Source organism: Staphylococcus sp. AC872, from assembly GCF_979255425.1.
In genome coordinates, this window is the sequence record NZ_CEEDKW010000001.1 from 19844 (window position 1) to 37690 (window position 17847).

At 31.8% G+C, this 17847-nt stretch carries 17 protein-coding genes and 2 pseudogenes; 2 read left to right on the plus strand and 17 right to left on the minus strand.

Annotated elements, in window-relative coordinates; all coding sequences use genetic code 11:
- Nucleotides 1-78: 78 nt before the first annotated feature.
- From ACZ267_RS00090 to ACZ267_RS00115, 6 genes are all read right to left on the minus strand, one after another.
- Nucleotides 79-600: an Asp23/Gls24 family envelope stress response protein gene (locus ACZ267_RS00090; protein WP_002466478.1), complete on the minus strand. Its 522-nt coding sequence runs from the start codon at nucleotides 598-600 to the stop codon at nucleotides 79-81.
- Nucleotides 601-683: 83 nt separating this feature from the next.
- Entirely contained in the window at nucleotides 684-923 is a 240-nt protein-coding gene (locus tag ACZ267_RS00095) for a DUF2273 domain-containing protein (protein ID WP_002450482.1), read from the minus strand.
- 12 nt (nucleotides 924-935) lie between these two features.
- Nucleotides 936-1472: an alkaline shock response membrane anchor protein AmaP gene (amaP, locus tag ACZ267_RS00100; RefSeq protein ID WP_002450483.1), complete on the minus strand. Its 537-nt coding sequence runs from the start codon at nucleotides 1470-1472 to the stop codon at nucleotides 936-938.
- Nucleotides 1473-1654: 182 nt separating this feature from the next.
- Entirely contained in the window at nucleotides 1655-3217 is a 1563-nt protein-coding gene (locus ACZ267_RS00105; protein WP_002466475.1) for a BCCT family transporter, read from the minus strand.
- 299 nt (nucleotides 3218-3516) lie between these two features.
- The gene (locus ACZ267_RS00110) at nucleotides 3517-4524 is read right to left on the minus strand and encodes a zinc-binding alcohol dehydrogenase family protein (RefSeq protein WP_079449202.1); all 1008 of its coding nucleotides are present in this window, start codon (nucleotides 4522-4524) and stop codon (nucleotides 3517-3519) included.
- A gap of 64 nt (nucleotides 4525-4588) precedes the next feature.
- Nucleotides 4589-5596 carry an NADP-dependent oxidoreductase gene (locus tag ACZ267_RS00115; RefSeq protein ID WP_015364800.1) on the minus strand — a complete coding sequence of 336 codons (1008 nt, stop codon included), beginning with the start codon at nucleotides 5594-5596 and terminating at the stop codon, nucleotides 4589-4591.
- A gap of 124 nt (nucleotides 5597-5720) precedes the next feature.
- On the opposite strand from ACZ267_RS00115, the gene ACZ267_RS00120 reads away from it, so the two are divergent.
- The gene (locus ACZ267_RS00120; protein WP_019236020.1) at nucleotides 5721-6719 is read left to right on the plus strand and encodes an LLM class flavin-dependent oxidoreductase; all 999 of its coding nucleotides are present in this window, start codon (nucleotides 5721-5723) and stop codon (nucleotides 6717-6719) included.
- 106 nt (nucleotides 6720-6825) lie between these two features.
- Here the strand turns inward: ACZ267_RS00120 and ACZ267_RS00125 are convergent, their stop codons facing one another.
- From ACZ267_RS00125 to ACZ267_RS00165, 9 genes and pseudogenes are all read right to left on the minus strand, one after another.
- Nucleotides 6826-7686 (minus strand): alpha/beta hydrolase, encoded by an 861-nt coding sequence (locus ACZ267_RS00125; RefSeq protein WP_079448955.1) that lies wholly within the window; start codon nucleotides 7684-7686, stop codon nucleotides 6826-6828.
- Between the two features lie 106 nt (nucleotides 7687-7792).
- Nucleotides 7793-9205, minus strand: a pseudogene (gene lacG / locus ACZ267_RS00130) (6-phospho-beta-galactosidase).
- A gap of 18 nt (nucleotides 9206-9223) precedes the next feature.
- A complete protein-coding gene (locus ACZ267_RS00135) occupies nucleotides 9224-10942 on the minus strand; it encodes a lactose-specific PTS transporter subunit EIIC (RefSeq protein WP_124747918.1) in 1719 nt (572 codons plus the stop codon).
- 5 nt (nucleotides 10943-10947) lie between these two features.
- A complete protein-coding gene (locus ACZ267_RS00140; RefSeq protein WP_002450492.1) occupies nucleotides 10948-11259 on the minus strand; it encodes a PTS lactose/cellobiose transporter subunit IIA in 312 nt (103 codons plus the stop codon).
- Between the two features lie 31 nt (nucleotides 11260-11290).
- Complete coding sequence (gene lacD, locus ACZ267_RS00145; RefSeq protein WP_002466502.1) at nucleotides 11291-12262, minus strand: tagatose-bisphosphate aldolase; 972 nt, start codon at nucleotides 12260-12262, stop codon at nucleotides 11291-11293.
- Nucleotides 12263-12265: 3 nt separating this feature from the next.
- Nucleotides 12266-13198: pseudogene (lacC, locus tag ACZ267_RS00150) on the minus strand (tagatose-6-phosphate kinase).
- A gap of 12 nt (nucleotides 13199-13210) precedes the next feature.
- Nucleotides 13211-13726, minus strand: coding sequence for a galactose-6-phosphate isomerase subunit LacB (gene lacB / locus ACZ267_RS00155; RefSeq protein ID WP_002466506.1), 516 nt, complete (start codon nucleotides 13724-13726; stop codon nucleotides 13211-13213).
- Nucleotides 13727-13743: 17 nt separating this feature from the next.
- Nucleotides 13744-14172, minus strand: coding sequence for a galactose-6-phosphate isomerase subunit LacA (gene lacA, locus ACZ267_RS00160; RefSeq protein WP_002466484.1), 429 nt, complete (start codon nucleotides 14170-14172; stop codon nucleotides 13744-13746).
- Between the two features lie 277 nt (nucleotides 14173-14449).
- A complete protein-coding gene (locus ACZ267_RS00165; RefSeq protein ID WP_015364794.1) occupies nucleotides 14450-15205 on the minus strand; it encodes a DeoR/GlpR family DNA-binding transcription regulator in 756 nt (251 codons plus the stop codon).
- A gap of 259 nt (nucleotides 15206-15464) precedes the next feature.
- Between ACZ267_RS00165 and ACZ267_RS00170 the strand changes: the two genes are divergently transcribed.
- The gene (locus tag ACZ267_RS00170) at nucleotides 15465-16193 is read left to right on the plus strand and encodes an NAD-dependent protein deacylase (RefSeq protein WP_002466505.1); all 729 of its coding nucleotides are present in this window, start codon (nucleotides 15465-15467) and stop codon (nucleotides 16191-16193) included.
- A gap of 49 nt (nucleotides 16194-16242) precedes the next feature.
- On the opposite strand, the gene ACZ267_RS00175 is transcribed toward ACZ267_RS00170, so the two are convergent.
- Together ACZ267_RS00175 and ACZ267_RS00180 are read right to left on the minus strand one after the other, a co-directional pair.
- Nucleotides 16243-16962 carry a MerR family transcriptional regulator gene (locus ACZ267_RS00175; protein ID WP_002466500.1) on the minus strand — a complete coding sequence of 240 codons (720 nt, stop codon included), beginning with the start codon at nucleotides 16960-16962 and terminating at the stop codon, nucleotides 16243-16245.
- Entirely contained in the window at nucleotides 16941-17762 is an 822-nt protein-coding gene (locus ACZ267_RS00180) for a DUF2268 domain-containing putative Zn-dependent protease (RefSeq protein WP_079448957.1), read from the minus strand. Before ACZ267_RS00180 ends, ACZ267_RS00175 begins: the two co-directional genes overlap by 22 nt.
- Nucleotides 17763-17847: the final 85 nt, after the last annotated feature.

Genomic DNA, 17847 nt, shown 5'->3' on the forward strand with positions numbered 1-17847 from the left:
TATGAAAAAATCCGTGAGATACATATTTAAGTATCTCACGGATTCTTTATTATAAAACTAAATAACTAAATGGACAGATTATTGTAAACCTTGTCTTTCGTTATTGTTGTTGTTTTGGTTGTTATCTTTTTCATGTTTTTGTTGCCATTCTTTTTTAGTCATAACATCGTCAACTTGCATGTTAACTTCTACAACTTCTAAACCAGTGATATATTTCACTTGTTCTTTAACTAAGTCAGTTACTTTACGGAAGATTTTTGGTGCAGATTCACCATATTCTAAAATAACTTTTAAGTCGATAGCAGCTTGTTTTTCACCAACTTCAACAGAAACACCTGTTGTTACATTGTTACCACTTGAGAAAGCGTTAGTAAAGCTATCAGTGAAGCCGCCTTTCATATCTAAGATACCTTTAACTTCGCGAGCTGCGATACCAGCAATTTTTTCAACTACTTCATCAGAGAAAGTTAATTTGTTTTCAAATTGAGGTTGTTGGTTTTCTTGTTGTTGCTGTTGTTTTTGTTGTTCTTGTCTTTCTTTTTCGTTAACACCTGTTTGGTTATCATACGCTTGTTTTGCTTTATTGTTATCTACTGCCATTTTGCATTCTCCTTTTTAAATAAAATTATTATTCTTTAATCTTTTTAAAACTTTAAATGAACATCTTAGAAATTAAAGTTAAATTAACTCCATCTATTTAGAAAATTCAAAAAGTCTTGTGTACGGTCTTTAATATACCCAATTCCTATTCCTATTAAACATAAAACAATAATTAAAATTGTTTTCCAGAAACCTAAAGTTAGGAATAATATAGCTATAAGTAAAAATGCTAAAAATCCGATGATTCTCCATTTGAAAGTTTTCAATATGTTAATAAGCTGTTGCGTAGAGTCTTGTCCATTTTGGTTATTATTATTAGCCATGATATCCCTCCCTTACAACACTCTTGGACCAGAAGTTTTCTGATCTTTGACGTTTACTTCTAATTTTCTTACTGGCATTTCAGTAAAGTGCTCAACATTTTGTTTAATATCAGCACGAATACTTTCTGTTAATGATGTTGCTTGAACATTGTTTGGAACAAAGTAATCTGCCTTAATATCAATAAATGATTTTTTCTTCTTGTTGTACATTTTTGTAACAACGTTAGGTTGTCTAACTTGATCATATTTAGCAATCGTATCATAAACTGTTTTCTCAACAGCTTTTCTTGATACATAGACATGACCGTCGTCAAATTCTTTGTACAATCCAGGTTTTCTATACGTAGGTTTAAATATGCTTAGTACTAATATTAAACCAATTAATATTAGCAATCCTGCTAGACCAATCAATAGTGGTTGGAACCAATTGAATTGTAAGAAGTAATCTTGATATTGAGAAATACGACTATCTTTAATATACATAAACAATAGGAAACCAACGATGACTACGATAAGTAGGCCAAGGATAAAGTTTTTAAGTCTTTTCACCTCGTATGACACCTCCTCAATTAGTATTATATTTTTTAGTATCACACAAAATGAGTACCCTATTATAAATAAATCAAAACCAATAATTTAAAATTTAATTATCAGTTTTTATATTTAATTAAGTACTACTTATATGGTTTATTCCCATTTAATTGTAATCGGAAACATTTTTTTCAAAAAATCTAAAAACTTTTTTTATCTTTCGAACTTTTATATTCTAAAACGTCTGAATCTCTATCTTTCACTAATATCTTGTTACTTGGTCTAGGTTTTTCTTCACCCAGTGATTTAAATAATGACCATATCATTAAAATAATGACAATTGAAAACGGTAATGCTGCGATAATCAGTAAATTTTGTATGGCTTGTGTTCCACCTGTATAAATCATAATGATAGCAAATAAAGCCATAATGATTCCCCAACTGACCTTTACAATTGAAGATGGATTAATATCACCCTGTGAACTGAGCATTCCTAATACATAAGTTGCTGAATCTGCAGAGGTAACAAAGAAAATCATTATCACAATTAACGTTAAAATGCTTAAAATAAATCCAAGTGGATAATGTTCTAATGTTGCAAATGTAGCGGTTTCAGTTGCTTCTTTCGCGATGTTAGCAATTTTATTGTCTTGTAAATACATTGCAGAAGCACCGAAAACAGCAAAGAATATAAAACAAACTAATGCAGGAACGAATAATACACCTAAAATAAATTCTTTAATGGTACGTCCTCTTGAAACACGTGCAATAAAGATGCCTACAAACGGCGCCCAGGATACCCACCAAGCCCAATAAAAGATTGTCCAATTTTGTAACCATTGGAATTTTTGCTGGCTGGATGGAATTCTTAAACTCATACTAAAGAAATTAGCTATATAATTCCCTAAACCATTCGTAAACGTATTTAAAATATAAAGCGTTGGACCCACAATAAATAAACCAACTAATACAATAAACGCTAATGCCATATTGATATTACTTAGTGTTTTAATGCCTTTATCAATACCTGACCAGGCAGACCAAGTAAATAACACTGTTGCAATCGCAATTAATATCACTTGCGTACCAAAATTATTCGGCAAATGGAATAGAAAATGAAGTCCTTCATTAATTTGTAAAGCACCGAATCCTAATGTCGCCGCTACCCCTGTCACAGTAGCTATCACTGCTAATACATCAATGGCGCCTCCAATCGGTCCTTTCATTGCTTTTTCTCCAAAAATAGGTACTAATGTTGCACTCACTAAACCAGGATAGCCTTTATGAAAGCTAAAATAAGCAAAGACAAGTGCAACAATACCGTACACAGCCCATGCATGAATACCCCAATGGAAAAATGAAAATTGCATGGCATCATTAATTGCAGTTTGTGTACCTGCTTTATGTATTGGTGTTAGTTTAAAGGCATGACTAATGGGTTCAGCCGTTGTCCAAAATACTAAACCAATCCCCATACCAGCACTAAATAACATCGCAAACCACGATGGTAATGAAAACTCTGGATCTTCACCTTCTTTACCTAAAGTAATTGTTGCATATCTAGAAAATAGTAAATAAACACATACAATTAATATAAGTAATACTAATAATAGGTAATACCATGAAAAATGAACCGCTATAAATGAAGTGATATTTTTAGTAACGGTTTCTAATTGTTTTGGCAAGATTGCACCATAGATAACAAAAAGAGTACAAATGGATAATGCAACCCAAAATACAATGCTAATAGATTTATTTTTCATATGTATAACACTCCCCTTTTTCTAACTTTCATATACCCTAGCTACTTACTTCCAATCATGTTTAATTATTTTTCAATTTATATCAATTAATATTTTAATAATTTATTGAAATAAGATTGATCTATAAAAAAAATAAAAAACCTGAGACGTGATATCCCAGGTTTTGACAATATATTTTGATTTTGTATATTAATGATTCCAGATAATATAGTGTTTACTATCCAGTATCATTTGCTTAATTAAATAAATGATTACTTGTTCTAAAACACTATTTTTCGAAGTTATTTTCTCACTAATAATTAAATGTTAATTACCAACTTTCCTATCATTGTATGACTTTCTAATGTTTGATGTGCTTTGTATAGATTGTCTACTGTTAATCCTTCAATCACTTTTGTAGTAGTTGGTTGGTAGATACCTTGCTCTATTTTCGTTGTAATATCTTTTAAGTAATCATGATGCTTAATCATATCATTAGTTTGATGAACAGGTCTTGCAAACATAAACTCATGAGAAAATGAAATACTTTTAGACTTAAGTAGATTTAAATCTTGTTTTTCATTAAATGCTACAATTGTCGCGATATGTCCTTTTGGTTTAATTAAATCAATCATCGTTTCGTAATACATATCAGAATTAAATGTACAGAATATATAATCTACTTCTTCAATACTTTGTTGATTTAATTGTTGTTTTAAATCTTTTTTATGATTGATAACGATGTCTGCCCCCATGTCGTAACACCATTTCTCTGTTTCATCTCTGGACGCAGTCGTAATCACTTGTAAACCATAGTGACTTGCAATTTGTGTTGCAATACTGCCTACACCACCAGCACCATTAATAATTAATATAGTCTTACCTTTATTATCCTTTGGGTTATCTGAAATATTGAAACAATCAAACAACGTTTCTGATGCTGTAAGCCCTGTTAACGGTAAACTTGCAGCTTGTTCATTTGTAATATTTTCAGGTGCATGTGCGACTAACTGTTCATCAATTACTTGATATTCAGCATTGGAACCATGTTGACTAGGAGAACCTGAATAAAACACTCTATCTCCTACTTCAAACATAGACACATTATTTCCAATTGCTTCAACTGTACCAACTGCATCAAATCCTAAAATTCTTGGTGGATGTGATACTGTCAATTGTCTTTGTTTAGTATCTACAGGATTTACACTAATACTTTTTACTTTTACTAAAATTTCTGTGCTATTTGGCTGCGGCAGGTCTATGTCATATGTTTTAAATTGATTTCCTTCGTCTAAGTTAAATGGTTGATCAAACCCTATTGCTTTCATGCTGCAATCACCTCAAATTGATTTTAAATAAAACTGTCTGCCTCGTAATTTAACATCTACTTTTTTATTCAGGATCTGCTACTTTAATCACTTGCTTACCGAAATTGTCACCTGTAAAAAGATTTCTAAATGCTTCAGGTACTTTATCAAACCCATTCGCCACAGTTGTTTGCGTTTTTATTTTATCTTCATGAACCCATTGTGCTAATGTTTCGCTCGCATTTTTAAAATCATTTGCAAATTCGGCAACTAAGAAACCTCTCATCATGGCTTGTTTTTTAACTAATGTGCCTTGTATTCTTGGACCAATGTCATCTTCCGGGTGATTATATGAAGAAATAGCACCACACACTGGCACACGTGCAAAGCGATTAAGATGTTTAAATACTTCATCTGCAATAGTTCCACCAACATTTTCATAATATACATCCACACCATCTGGTAATGCTTGTGCTAAATTCTCAGCGAATTGTTTATCTTTGTAATCAATACCAGCATCAAAACCCAATGTATCCGTTAAATAATTTACTTTATCAGGACCACCAGCGATGCCTACCACACGACAACCTTTGATCTTAGCGATTTGACCTACCACAGAACCTACTGCGCCTGATGCTGCTGAAACCACAACCGTTTCACCTTCTTGTGGGCGTCCAATATCTAATAAACCATGATAAGCTGTTTGACCTGGCATACCTAGTACGCTTAAATATAATTCTAGTGGTACTTCTGTAGACGGCACTATATTAACTTTGTCACTAGTTACTGTATTATATTTTCTCCAAGGCAACATACCAGTAACAATATCGCCTTCTTGGAACCCATCCGCTTCTGAAGCAGTTACTTGAGCAACGATATGACTTACAATTGGTTGGCCAACTTCAAATGGTTGAACATAGGAGTCTCCTTGTGACATTCTGCCTCTCATATAAGGATCAACTGAAATATATAAAGTTTTTAATTGTATTTCACCATTTTGTGGATTTTTAATGTCTATTTCCTCGTATTTAAATGTATCATCCTGTGGCATGCCATCAGGATATTTATTGAAATTAATTTGTTCATTATTCATCGAATCATCCTTTTTCAATTTATAGTTATTACCATAATACCTCAGTTCAAGATGTCGCAATCATTTTGTTCGAACTGTATAATATGAATCAATAAATGAGAAAAAGTTGGAGATGTATTCAATCATGAAACTAAGTATTTTAGATTATGTGCCTATTTTTGAAAATAGAAATGCTACTGATGCACTGAATCATAGTATCGAATTAGCACAACTTGCAGAAAAGCTAGGATATGAAAGGTATTGGGTAGCAGAACATCACCAAGTTTTATCAGTAGCATCTAGTGCGCCAGAGATGATTATGATGGCTCTGTTAGAACAAACGACACATATACGTATTGGAAGTGGTGGTATCATGATTCCACACTATAGTCCGTATAAAGTAGCAGAACAGTTTAAAATTATGGAAGCACGACATCCTCAACGTGTTGATTTAGCTTTAGGCCGTTCTAAAAGCTACCCAAATGTTTTTGCAGCATTGAACGAAAATAAAACTCAACCACTACAATTCGAAACCCAATTAAACGATTTACAAAAATATTTTACTGAAGATGTTACTCAACCACATCGCTTTCAAACTTTAATTGCAACGCCACAAATCAATAGTTATCCTGAAATGTTTATCCTTGGAATGAGTGAACGAAGTGCGAAACTAGCAGGTAGAAAAGGCTTGCCTTTTGTCATAGCACAGATGGGTCAAGCATCACATCACCTTCAAGCGGCTATTAAAACATATAAATCTACTATATATCAGCACTATGGAGACCGAGTCAAACCATATGTCATATTAGCAACGTTTGTTGTTACCGGAGAAAACCTAGACAAAACCAATCAATTACTAAATGCCTTTCATTTGTGGTTAATTAGGATTTTTTATGCTAATCAGCCTAAATCTTACCCTTCAATTGATACAGTTATAAATCGACAATGGACTGATAGAGAACTTAAGAAGAAGTCATCCAACGCAAACCGTGTGATTAGCGGTTCACCATATCAAGTAGCTACCCAGCTAAAGCAACTGAAGAAGGATTATCATGTTGACGAAATAATGATCTTGCCGCATGTATATGGAGAAGCCAATCGTAAAAGATTATTAGAACTAGTAATGGAATATAGTAAAACATGAGAAATTATAAAAATAAAGGTACAATATCCAATTGAATACATTATCGAACCTTTCTACCTATAAATAGAAAGGTTCGATTTGTACGTATGGAAATTGTACCTTTTTCTTATTTAGACCAAAGAAAATCTATTATTTCATTGGCTACTTGTTTATTTTCATGTAATTGGCTATGTTGTGCTGACTTTCCAGTATATTTAGATTCTTTATAACTACTCACCGAATCTCCTATTAAATATTTTAAAGATTGAGATGAAGCATTTGAAACACGCCCATCAGAATGTGTTCCATCTTTTAAGTCTCCAAATATATTTAATACTTTAATATCTTTATTTTTATAACTATCTTTAAGAGATAATAATGCTTTGTAATTATCAGTCATTTTACTTGGCTTACCATTTTGATCAACCGTAATTTCATTTACCTTTTCGTTTAAATTTAAAACGCCATTGAATGTCCCAGCAATATTAACCTCTTTATTTAATTGAGGTAAGTCTTTATCTGTACCATACATTTTCATAAAGTATGCAAATGATAAATTCCCCATTGAGTGTCCTACAAAATTATATTTATCAATCTTATATTTGGATTTAAGATTTGCTAACACATTTTTGATATTTTTAGCGTTTTGTTCAGTGTCACCATTTTTATTATCTTCCATCTCTACTTTGATTATAGGATTTGAAGCATTGTCTTTAAGATTCCCCTTAAAATTGACATTGCCATCCTTTGATACCCTTGCTGTGATGACATTATTAGTTACACCTTGTTTGACAGCTTGGTTTACCATATATTTTTCTGAGTTTTCACTACCACCATAACCATGCACGAATATTGTACCAATATGTGATTGTTTAAAATGTTCTGTATCTACTTTTGTTGCGTGATGTTGACGAACGAATATCACTGATGCAACTATAATCAATGCAATGATTAAAACACTCATCATTAGTAGCCATTTTGACTTCATAAAGTTACCTCTTTTTCATATATTTCATTCAGTATATAGTATTTTTTCAAATTTCGCACATAAAAAACCAAGGTGCATCGCAATGATACACCTTGTAAAAAATACTCTATTTAATTTCTCTTGTTTCAGCTAATTGTTTGTACCAATAAGCACTTTTCTTTGGATAACGTTCTTGTGTATCAAAATCTACATAGAATAATCCATATCGTTTTTCATAACCATTTGACCATGAGAACACATCCATTAATGACCATAAGAAATAACCTTTAACATTAGCACCATCAGCTATTGCATCTGAGATAACATTTAAATGTTGTTTAATATAATCAATACGTGCATCATCATGAACTGTTTTTTCAGATTCTATAAATTCATCTTTATAACCTAAACCATTTTCAGTGATATAGATTTTATGATAATTTGGATAGTCTTTGACAACACGCATAATTTGGTCATATAAACCTTGTGGCTAAATCATCCAATCCCAATCTGTTCTTGGTACATCGACATCAAACTCTCTTTGTCCGACACCTTTTAATTGGTATTTTGATCCACCTTTATCTCCAGTTGAGTTATGTGTAATTAGACATTCTCCATCGTAAGCTTTCATCCAATCACTCATATAATAGTTAATACCTAGGAAGTCATTTAAATCTTTAGCTGCATCTAAAATTCGGTAATCTTCATCTGTGATATCTAATTTGCCACCGTTCACAGAAAGTATATGTTGAACGCCTTCCATAGTTTCTCTTGAATATTTACCTAAATATGTTGCATCTAAAATGAATTTATTATGAATGATATCTTCTAATTCTGCTGCTTTAACATCTTCTGGATTGTTAGGATCTAAAGGATATTTAGTTGGTAATGCATGTACAACACCAATTTCGCCGTTATATCCTCCATCTTTAAATAGCTTCACTGCTTTGGCATGTGCCACCATCATGTTGTGATGAGATTGAAATACTTTTCCAAAGTCATATGTTATACCTGGAGGGAACTTCCCAACTAAGTATTGACCATCTCCAATAGGACCAATTTCATTAAATGTTGTCCAGTATTTTACTTCAGGGAACTCTTTAAAGCAGAATTCTGCATAATCTACAAAATAGTCAATCGTTTTACGATTTAAAAAGTCACCATCTTTGTGAAGTACTTCAGGTGTATCGAAATGATGTAATGTAACAAATGGTTCTACATGACGCTTATGGCATTCGGCAAATAGTTTATGGTAATATTCAACACCTTTTGGATTTACTTCTCCATAACCATTTGGGAAAATTCTAGACCATGCGATAGATATACGAATACCATTCACACCAAATTTTTCACTTAATTCTAAATCCACTGGATAGCGATGATAAAAATCACTTGCAGGTTCTGCAGTATACCAGTAATTTTCTTCTAGATAAGTATCCCATGCGACACGCCCTTTACCATCCGTTTGAGTTGCTCCTTCAGCTTGATATGCGGCAGTCGCTCCACCAAAAATAAAATCTTCAGGTAATTTTTTAGTCATTATGAAAAACGCTCCTATCTAATCTTCAAATTGTTTTTGTACAAATGCTAGTGCTGCTTGTCCATCACGCGTTAAATTAATATACTCAACACCTTGAGTTTTAACTAACTTGATACCTAATTTGTCAGTGTCTTGTTTGATATCTTCATAGTTGGAAGCCACTTGAGGGGCTAAAATAATTAACTGATAATCTTTCATAATATCCATATGTGCACCGTAGCCACCAGCTGCAGCTTTGACAGGAACATTAAATTCTTCAGCTGCTTTATTTAAAGCATTAGCTAATAATCCACTTGTTCCTCCACCTGCACATAGGACTAATACATTTGTTTGTTCTTTAATATTGTTTGTTAAGTCTGCTTTAGTTTCAGTACCTTTATTTGAATGTGATGCTAAAATAGCGTCTGCCTTTTTAGTATCGAAATTAGCTGCTACTTTATCTTGTAACTCACTATTACTTTCCTTAATGCCGGCTTCTTCTAAAATTTCATTATCATACACTTTTAAGAATGGATAATAGATAATGATATCAACAACGATTAATACTACTGCAAGAACAAATGATAACAGTGCAAATTGTGTACCCATGACGATACCTAAAGGCGCTGGAGTAGTCCATGGTAAGTTAACTGAGAAACTATTCATTCCTAAAACATCAACGAAGAATTTAAAGATCCATACGTTTACAATTGGTGTTAATACAAAAGGTATAAAGAATACTGGGTTTAAAACTAATGGAGCACCAAACAAGATCGGCTCATTTACACCAAAGAATGTTGGTACAACAGATGCTCTACCAATAGCTCTGTTACGTTTAGATTTAGCTACCCACATAAACATAAATGGAACAACTAATGTGGCACCAGTACCACCCATTGTTACGATAAACATTTGTGTACCTGATGTAATAACATTATTTGCATGTTCACCAGCTTGAATTAACTTAAAGTTAGCTTCAATATTTGCATATGTAATGGCAGCAATTGCAGGTTCTACGATGGAAGGACCATGGATACCTACAAACCAGAATAATGCAAAGGCACCAAAGATGATTGTTATTCCAATCCAACCATTAGCTGCTGTAAATAACGGTTCAAATACTTTAAGTACCGCTTCTGCAACATTCGTTTTAATAGTCGCTCTAATTGTTAAATCAATACCATATAAAATTAAAATAACTGCTGAAAATGGAAAAATATCTTTGAATACTTGTGAAATATTCGGTGGTACTTCTTTAGGCATTTTGATAGTAATATCACGTTTAATAAAGAAGTTATAAACAATAACTGTGATAAATGCTGATATAAAGGCAGTTAATAATCCTTTAGTTCCTAAAAATGCATTTAAAAATCCGCCTTCTTTAGCAGGATCGGCTGCTAAGAATAAGAAACCACAGATTGACGCAAGCATTGTTGAAATAAAGTTGATTTGGTTAGTACTTTCAAGCTTACGATTGTATGAATCTGTAAGTGATTTAGCTGTCGTTCCAGCTACGAGTAATGCTACAAGTCCCATTGTATAGTTATATGGTTTCATCAAGATGCCTTCCATCTCTTTATCCCATTTGAAACCAAATACGTTAGGTACAAAAGCGATTAGTAAAAATAAACTTGAGAATAAGATGACAGGCATTGCTGAAATAAATCCATCACGGATAGCTCTTAAATAAATGTTTCTTGATAATTTTTCAAAAAATGGTTTACCCTTCTCAATTTGAGCAATTAACTTTTTCATCAAGGTCTTCACCCTCTTTTATATAATTCTATTAAATGTGACATGACATCTTTTAATAAAATCGTTGTCATTAAATGGTCTTGACCGTGCATCATTGTCACACTATATGCGATATCTTCTCCTTGAGCTTCTTTAGCTAAAAGACTAGTTTGAGCTTTGTGTGCATCTGCTATAAGGCTTTTACCTTCTTCAATTAAAGCTTCTGCTTTGTCAAAATCTTTATTTTGTGCAGCTGTTAATGCTTCTAAAAACTTAGATCGTGCATCTCCTGCAAATGCCACAATTTCAAATCCAATTAATTGTACTTCTTCTCTATTCATGAGCGTTATACTCCCCTCAAATCAATATCATTTATTTCCAAGATGTTGCTGTTTTTGTAAGTACTTTGTTAAGATCGTCGATATTTTTAAATCCAGTTGTTCTTAACCACTCACGTGCTGCCGCTTCACCTTGCTCAATATATACTTGAACAGCACCTGCCCAAGTAGCACGTCCACAAAGTACACCATTAAATTTAGCACCTGCTTCATGTGCAAATTTTAATGTTTCTTGGAATAATTCTGCAGATACACCAGCACTTAAATAAATGTATGGTAAATTTGTTGCAGCCTCTTGATCTCTGAAATGTTGTGCCGCTTCTTCTTTTGTATAAACAACCTCTCCGTCTGCAAATCCTTCAACATATTTCATATTTACAGGTACTTCTACTTTTAATACATCAACGTTGAATCGAGGTTCTGAGAATAATTTCATAGCTTCGTTCACTTTTCTAGGTTTTACTTTTGCAAATTCAACACTGCCATTATCTGCAATATTGTCATCATATGATAAAACTTCTAAGAAGAATGGAATGTCTTCTGCTACACATTCTGAACCGATTCTTTCAATATAAGCTTGTTTTTGAATATTGATCTGTTCTTCATCATCAACGTCATAATATAATAAGAATTTAACTGCATCTGCACCTTGTTCTTTTAAGCGTTTTGCTGACCATTCAACTAAACAATCTGGTAAACGGCCTTTAGCATTTACGTCGTAACCAGTTTTTTCGTAAGCTAATAATAAACCACAATTTTTATTTCTTGCTTCTGTTGCTGGTAAACCATACTCTGGGTCAAGTAAGATAGATGAAGCGTATTGAGTTAATTCTTCTGCTACTAAAACTTTTAATTGTTCAATTTGTTCAACTGTTGGCTCACCAGTTTGATATTTAGCCATCATACGTTTTAAAGCACCACGTTGGTCAAATGCAAGTGCTGAAATAACACCTTGCTCATTACTTAATTGTGAAATTGCTGCCGTTTTATTTTGAGTTTTTACCATTATTTACACCTCTAATAATTCAATTTGATGATACAAATCATCATAATTATTTAAATTGACGTATCCAGTACGTGATTCTTGAGCATTTAGCATACCTAAAGTATTCGCCTTTTTAAGTAGTTGTTCATCACTCTCATGATTTAACAATGCAGCAGCGATTCCAGCCACTGTAGAGTCACCCGAACCAACTGGATTTAATACTTCTATAGATGGAATATTAACTTTGTAATATTGATTATGATGCTTAGCAAACATACCTTTGGCACCTAATGACACAATAACCCATTCGATATCATTGAAAATTGGGTTATTTAGTGCTTTCTTAAGTCCTTCAATACTCTCATCAACTGGTTGGTTTAAAAGTTGATATAGTTCATCTATATTAGGTTTAATAACTGTTGGTTTAAATGGAGAGTGTATAGATGTCATCAATGTGTCTCCAGAGCTATCAAGTATGACTGGTAATTGATGTTCATGACATTTCTCAATAATCTTTGAATAATAATCCAGATTTAATCCCTTTGGTAAGCTACCTGATATCGCTACGACGTCCATTTTTTTAATTAATGTATCAACGTGATTTAAAAAATCAGAACTTTCTTCTTCACTTATTGTTGGACCTTGTTCTAAAATCTCTGTTTGCTTTCCTTGATGTAGTACAGCAATACAATTTCTCGTTGCATCATTAATTTTGAAAAACGAATGTTTAATTTGTGAATCATCTAATTGATTTTCAATAAAATCTCCTTATGGACCACCTATTAAACCACTAGCAGTAACAGGTTCACTTAATTGATTTAATACACGTGTCACATTAAGACCTTTACCGCCTGCTGTCTTATCGATATTTGAAACTCGATTAACTGTATCTAGATGAAACGCTTCAATTGCATATGAAATATCTACAGATGGATTTAATGTTAGTGTTAATATCATATGCGTCGTCCTTTAATCGTGATACTCGCCTTTGTCCCATTTTTCTAAAAATTCATCGAAGAAATGAGGATCTGCTTGATCTGCATTATGCGTTTCTAAATGTTTAATTTTTGCAATTAACTTTTCACTTTTTTCAGTTGGTTTATATTTAGCATCGATAAATGCTTCAATAATATCGCACATTAATAGTTCACCAATGATTTTCCCACCGAAACCAATAACATTTGCATTGAGTTCTTCTTTAGCGTATAGTGCTGATGTCATATCACGTACAAGTGCTGCTCTTACTCCTGGAACTTTGTTTACTGCATTATTTATTCCTACACCTGTTCCGCAAATACAAATACCTAAATCTGCATTCCCACTAGTGACTTGTTCTCCTACTTTTTTACCGAAGATTGGATAATGTGTTCGTGTAAAATCATAAGTACCAACGTCAATGACTTCATGACCTTTTGATTTTAAGAATTGTGAAACTTCCATTTTTGTATCAGTTACTATATGATCGCAACCTAAAGCTATCTTCATTTTTTATCCTCCTTTAATTAGCACATTTTATTAAGCATATCTACACGTATTTGATGACGTCCGCCATCATAATGACCATTTACGAATCCCTTAACTACATTTTTGGCTAAAGTATCCCCAACAATTTCTGAACCCATAGTGATCATTTTTGAATTATTATGACCTCTTGTCATATAAGCAGATCTTTCATCTGATACTTCTGCAGCAATCATGCCTTTAATTTTTGTAGCAGTCATAAAGCTACCTACACCAAAAGCATCGATAGCAATTCCTAAATTGTCATCGTTCTTTTGTACTTCTTTCGCTATGGCAAGTGTAGAATCAACAAAATCTAATTCTTTACCTTCTGTTACGTCTAAAATATCGAAATTCTTTTCAACTAGGTATGTTTTAATTAAATCTTTTAAACGTTTACCATCAACATCTGATCCAATAATGATTGTCATAAAAAATCTCCTTTTTGATTTATTAATTAAAAGCGACTTTCAAAAATTAGAGAAAAGGCTTTCAAATCTTCATGTTTAAATTATAAACGTAATCAAACATTAATCCAACATAATATGTTGCTATTTTGTTTGAATTCATAGTTTATTCAAACATTTATAATTAAATTGTGTGAATATCACACATTAATGTGTGAAAAACTACTTGAAAATGTTGAATTTATGAACAAAAATAAAAAACCTTGAATCGATTGATTCAAGGTTTTGGTTCATTTTAATATTATTCAACAACTTCAATATATGATTTAATTTGGTCTAACTTTTCAGAATCAGTTACGTCCATCACTACTGCTGTCAAATCATCTAAATGACAAAAAGATGTAAAGTCTTCTTTTCCAACTTTCGAATGGTCGATTAACAAATACTTCTCAATCGAATGTTCTAAGGCTAGTTGTTGCGTATATGCTTCATCCATTGAAGATGTCATGACAGCACCATTATTAACACCATTGCTACTAAAGAACATTTTACTAAAACGTAGCTTTTCAAGTATGGTATTAGTCATTTCACCTACAAATGCTTCGGTCAAATGTCGCATTTCTCCGCCTAATAAGTAGACACGAAAATTAGTTGTTTGCTTCTCTAATAATATTTTGTATACAGGCAAGCAATTCGTAATGATGGTTAGAGAATGATGATTCATTTCTTCAGCTAAAATTTCTACAGTAGTTCCAGGACCTAAAAATAAAGTATCTCCATCTTCTATTAATGAAATAGCTTTTTTAGCAATATATCTTTTTTCTTCCATCTGATGTGTGTGCTTTTCTTTATGTGACATCTCTTTATATTGAAAAGTAGAATTACTACGTGCACCACCATGTATTTTCGTCAAAATGCCTTGATTTTCAAGTTCTACTAGATCTCTTCTTACAGTCATATCTGAAACATTTAATCCGTCTACTATTTCATTGGTTCTTACAGTTCCTTTTTTATTTACTAATTTTGCAATCGCATCTAATCTGTCGTGCTTATTCACCTTATTTTGCCTCCTTAATTAGGCTCTATAATGTATCATTGATTGTAATATAATGATAGTTAAACATATATTACTCACTGTGACTCTACTAATGTTTACCATGCTAGTTTTATGTAAATTCCATCTTATATTGAACTTTATTAAATTACAGGTGTCTTCAATATCGATAGGTTTATTATTATAATATCATTGTAAAGTGTTTTTGTGATTGAGATAAAGTTAAAGTATAGATAAATTTTTATAAAAATGAGGTGTCTTTTTGAATAATAAAATTGAATCTTTAAAAAATATACTAAATCATTCTAGCAACATTGTATTTTTTACAGGTGCTGGCGTTTCGGTAGCAAGTGGTGTACCTGACTTTCGCTCTATGGGCGGATTATTCGATGAAATATCTAAAGAAGGTTACTCTCCAGAATACTTACTAAGTCGTGATTATTTACAAGATGATCCAAAAGGTTTTATTAATTTTTGTCATAAAAGACTAATGTATATAGATAAGTCACCAAATATAGTTCATCATTGGATCGCACAATTAGAACATGACGAAAAATCTTTAGGTGTCATCACACAAAATATCGATGGATTCCATTCGGACGCAGGTAGTAAATATGTAGATGAGTTACATGGGTCACTAAACACCTTTTATTGTAATCAATGTCACCATCAATATTCTAAAAAGGATGTTATTGAAAGACAATTAAAGCAATGTGATATTTGTGGCGCTACAATTCGTCCTGACATCGTATTATACGGGGAAATGTTGGATCAAAATGTTATAATGCGTGCATTACAGAAAATTGAAAATGCAGACACATTAGTTGTACTAGGCTCTTCTTTAGTCGTACAACCTGCAGCAGGGCTCATATCCAATTTCAAAGGTGACAATTTAATTATTATCAATAAAGATTATACACCTTATGATGCTCATGCTTCTTTGGTCATTAATGATGATATGATAAATGTCGTTTCAGAATTAAATAAATAACAAACAAGCACTTCTCGAACTTTCGAGAAGTGCTTGTTCACTATGACAATTATGATAAATGATAGTTGATTGATTGAGAAATATACTCAGTTATATATGGATTTTCGTATTTTTTAAAATAATTATTAAATCTTTCATCGCTTTGATATGTATCTGCTATTAAACAAAGCAATTGATTATCCATAAGTCCAATTTGATTCATAAACTCTTTCCACTCATACACAACTTCATAAGCATCCTCAACATCTATTTTATTTAAAGATAGCTTATTAAATTTTTGGAAAATCTCTTCAAACTCTTTCATTTTTTCTTCTTTAAATAGATTTTCACCGTTTGATATGACGAATTCTTTATAAATATCTGTATGTCCATATTTTATTTTTGCTTCTTCCTGATATTGCTTAAAAGCTATATTATTCAATTCATTAATTTCTGTAATTGGAACATCTTTAATATACTGTTCAACTGCACTCTTTGTATTTTCTAAACTTTCTATTTTTCTATTTAAAATTTCTTTCTGCTTTTTTAATACCATTTTCAATTCGCTATCACTTTTATTGATAACTTTACTTATATCTTTAATACTCATATCCATGCTTTTTAATAATATTATTTTTTGTAACTTCACTAAATCTTTTTGAGAATATATTCTATGATTACTTCCATTCTTTTTAACTTTCAATAATGCAATTTCATCATAATAATGTAGTGTTCTTTTGGTTACCCCTGTTATTTTCATGATTTCTTTTAAACTATATTGGTATTCCAAAACGCTTCCACCTCACTTAAAATTTCATCAGCTGATTTGATTGTTGCTTTTTCAATACTACATTTTGTTTTTTCTAAATAATATTTTATTAAGTAATACCCACATGTATAACCAGCAGCGTATGGTATCCCCATTGGTTCGCCTCCATATGATTTTGAAATTTCGTCACCGTATAAATAAGGAGTTGATTCAAAAATATTATTAATAGACAAATTATTCTTTATAAGATTTTTGATTAATTTTTGGTTCTTATTCCAGTCTGTTGATGTTACCCATGGACCTATATAATCTGTACCATATAATGATTCTACAAAATTTTCTGCTAAACCTTCAGCTACAATTAATTCTGCTAATGAACCACCATCCCAATCAACATATTGATATCTAATATTATGATTAATTTCATGAGCAATTGCACTTTTAACTCTACTTAATGTATAACTATTAGGTACTAATGATAGAATAATGTACCCTGGTATGCCCCCATCACCAACATAATTTTGATTCAAGAACATAGTGGGTTTATTTTCATCACCTAATAAAGCTGTAAATATATATTCTTTTATCTTGTCTATGTCATTTAATTTAATCTCACTAGGAATAATATGCGATTGGCCTAAATATGAAAATATATCAAAATTATTACTGCACTCTTTATCAAAAGGTATCTGCTGTATTTGAAACTTCATTTCAAACTCTCTAAGTACTTTCTTTTTAAAATATTTGTTTCTTTTATCTTTTTCCATACTAACAAGTTGTCTATATACTTCATCAGATCTAATTAATTTTATATTGTACATATGATTTTTACCTCCTTACAACTAACATAAGGGATAACGTAACGTTACTTTCAAGAAATATTTATAATTAATATTATCTTTAAAC

Bases quoted from the DNA above. Each gene is read 5' to 3' on its own strand.
- ACZ267_RS00090 (WP_002466478.1), bottom strand. From the start codon at position 600: ATGGCAGTAGATAACAATAAAGCAAAACAAGCGTATGATAACCAAACA.
- ACZ267_RS00095 (WP_002450482.1), bottom strand. From the start codon at position 923: ATGGCTAATAATAATAACCAAAATGGACAAGACTCTACGCAACAGCTT.
- ACZ267_RS00105 (WP_002466475.1), bottom strand. From the start codon at position 3,217: ATGAAAAATAAATCTATTAGCATTGTATTTTGGGTTGCATTATCCATT.
- ACZ267_RS00110 (WP_079449202.1), bottom strand. From the start codon at position 4,524: ATGAAAGCAATAGGGTTTGATCAACCATTTAACTTAGACGAAGGAAAT.
- ACZ267_RS00115 (WP_015364800.1), bottom strand. From the start codon at position 5,596: ATGAATAATGAACAAATTAATTTCAATAAATATCCTGATGGCATGCCA.
- ACZ267_RS00120 (WP_019236020.1), top strand. From the start codon at position 5,721: ATGAAACTAAGTATTTTAGATTATGTGCCTATTTTTGAAAATAGAAAT.
- ACZ267_RS00125 (WP_079448955.1), bottom strand. From the start codon at position 7,686: ATGAAGTCAAAATGGCTACTAATGATGAGTGTTTTAATCATTGCATTG.
- ACZ267_RS00140 (WP_002450492.1), bottom strand. From the start codon at position 11,259: ATGAATAGAGAAGAAGTACAATTAATTGGATTTGAAATTGTGGCATTT.
- lacD (WP_002466502.1), bottom strand. From the start codon at position 12,262: ATGGTAAAAACTCAAAATAAAACGGCAGCAATTTCACAATTAAGTAAT.
- lacB (WP_002466506.1), bottom strand. From the start codon at position 13,726: ATGAAGATAGCTTTAGGTTGCGATCATATAGTAACTGATACAAAAATG.
- lacA (WP_002466484.1), bottom strand. From the start codon at position 14,172: ATGACAATCATTATTGGATCAGATGTTGATGGTAAACGTTTAAAAGAT.
- ACZ267_RS00180 (WP_079448957.1), bottom strand. From the start codon at position 17,762: ATGTACAATATAAAATTAATTAGATCTGATGAAGTATATAGACAACTT.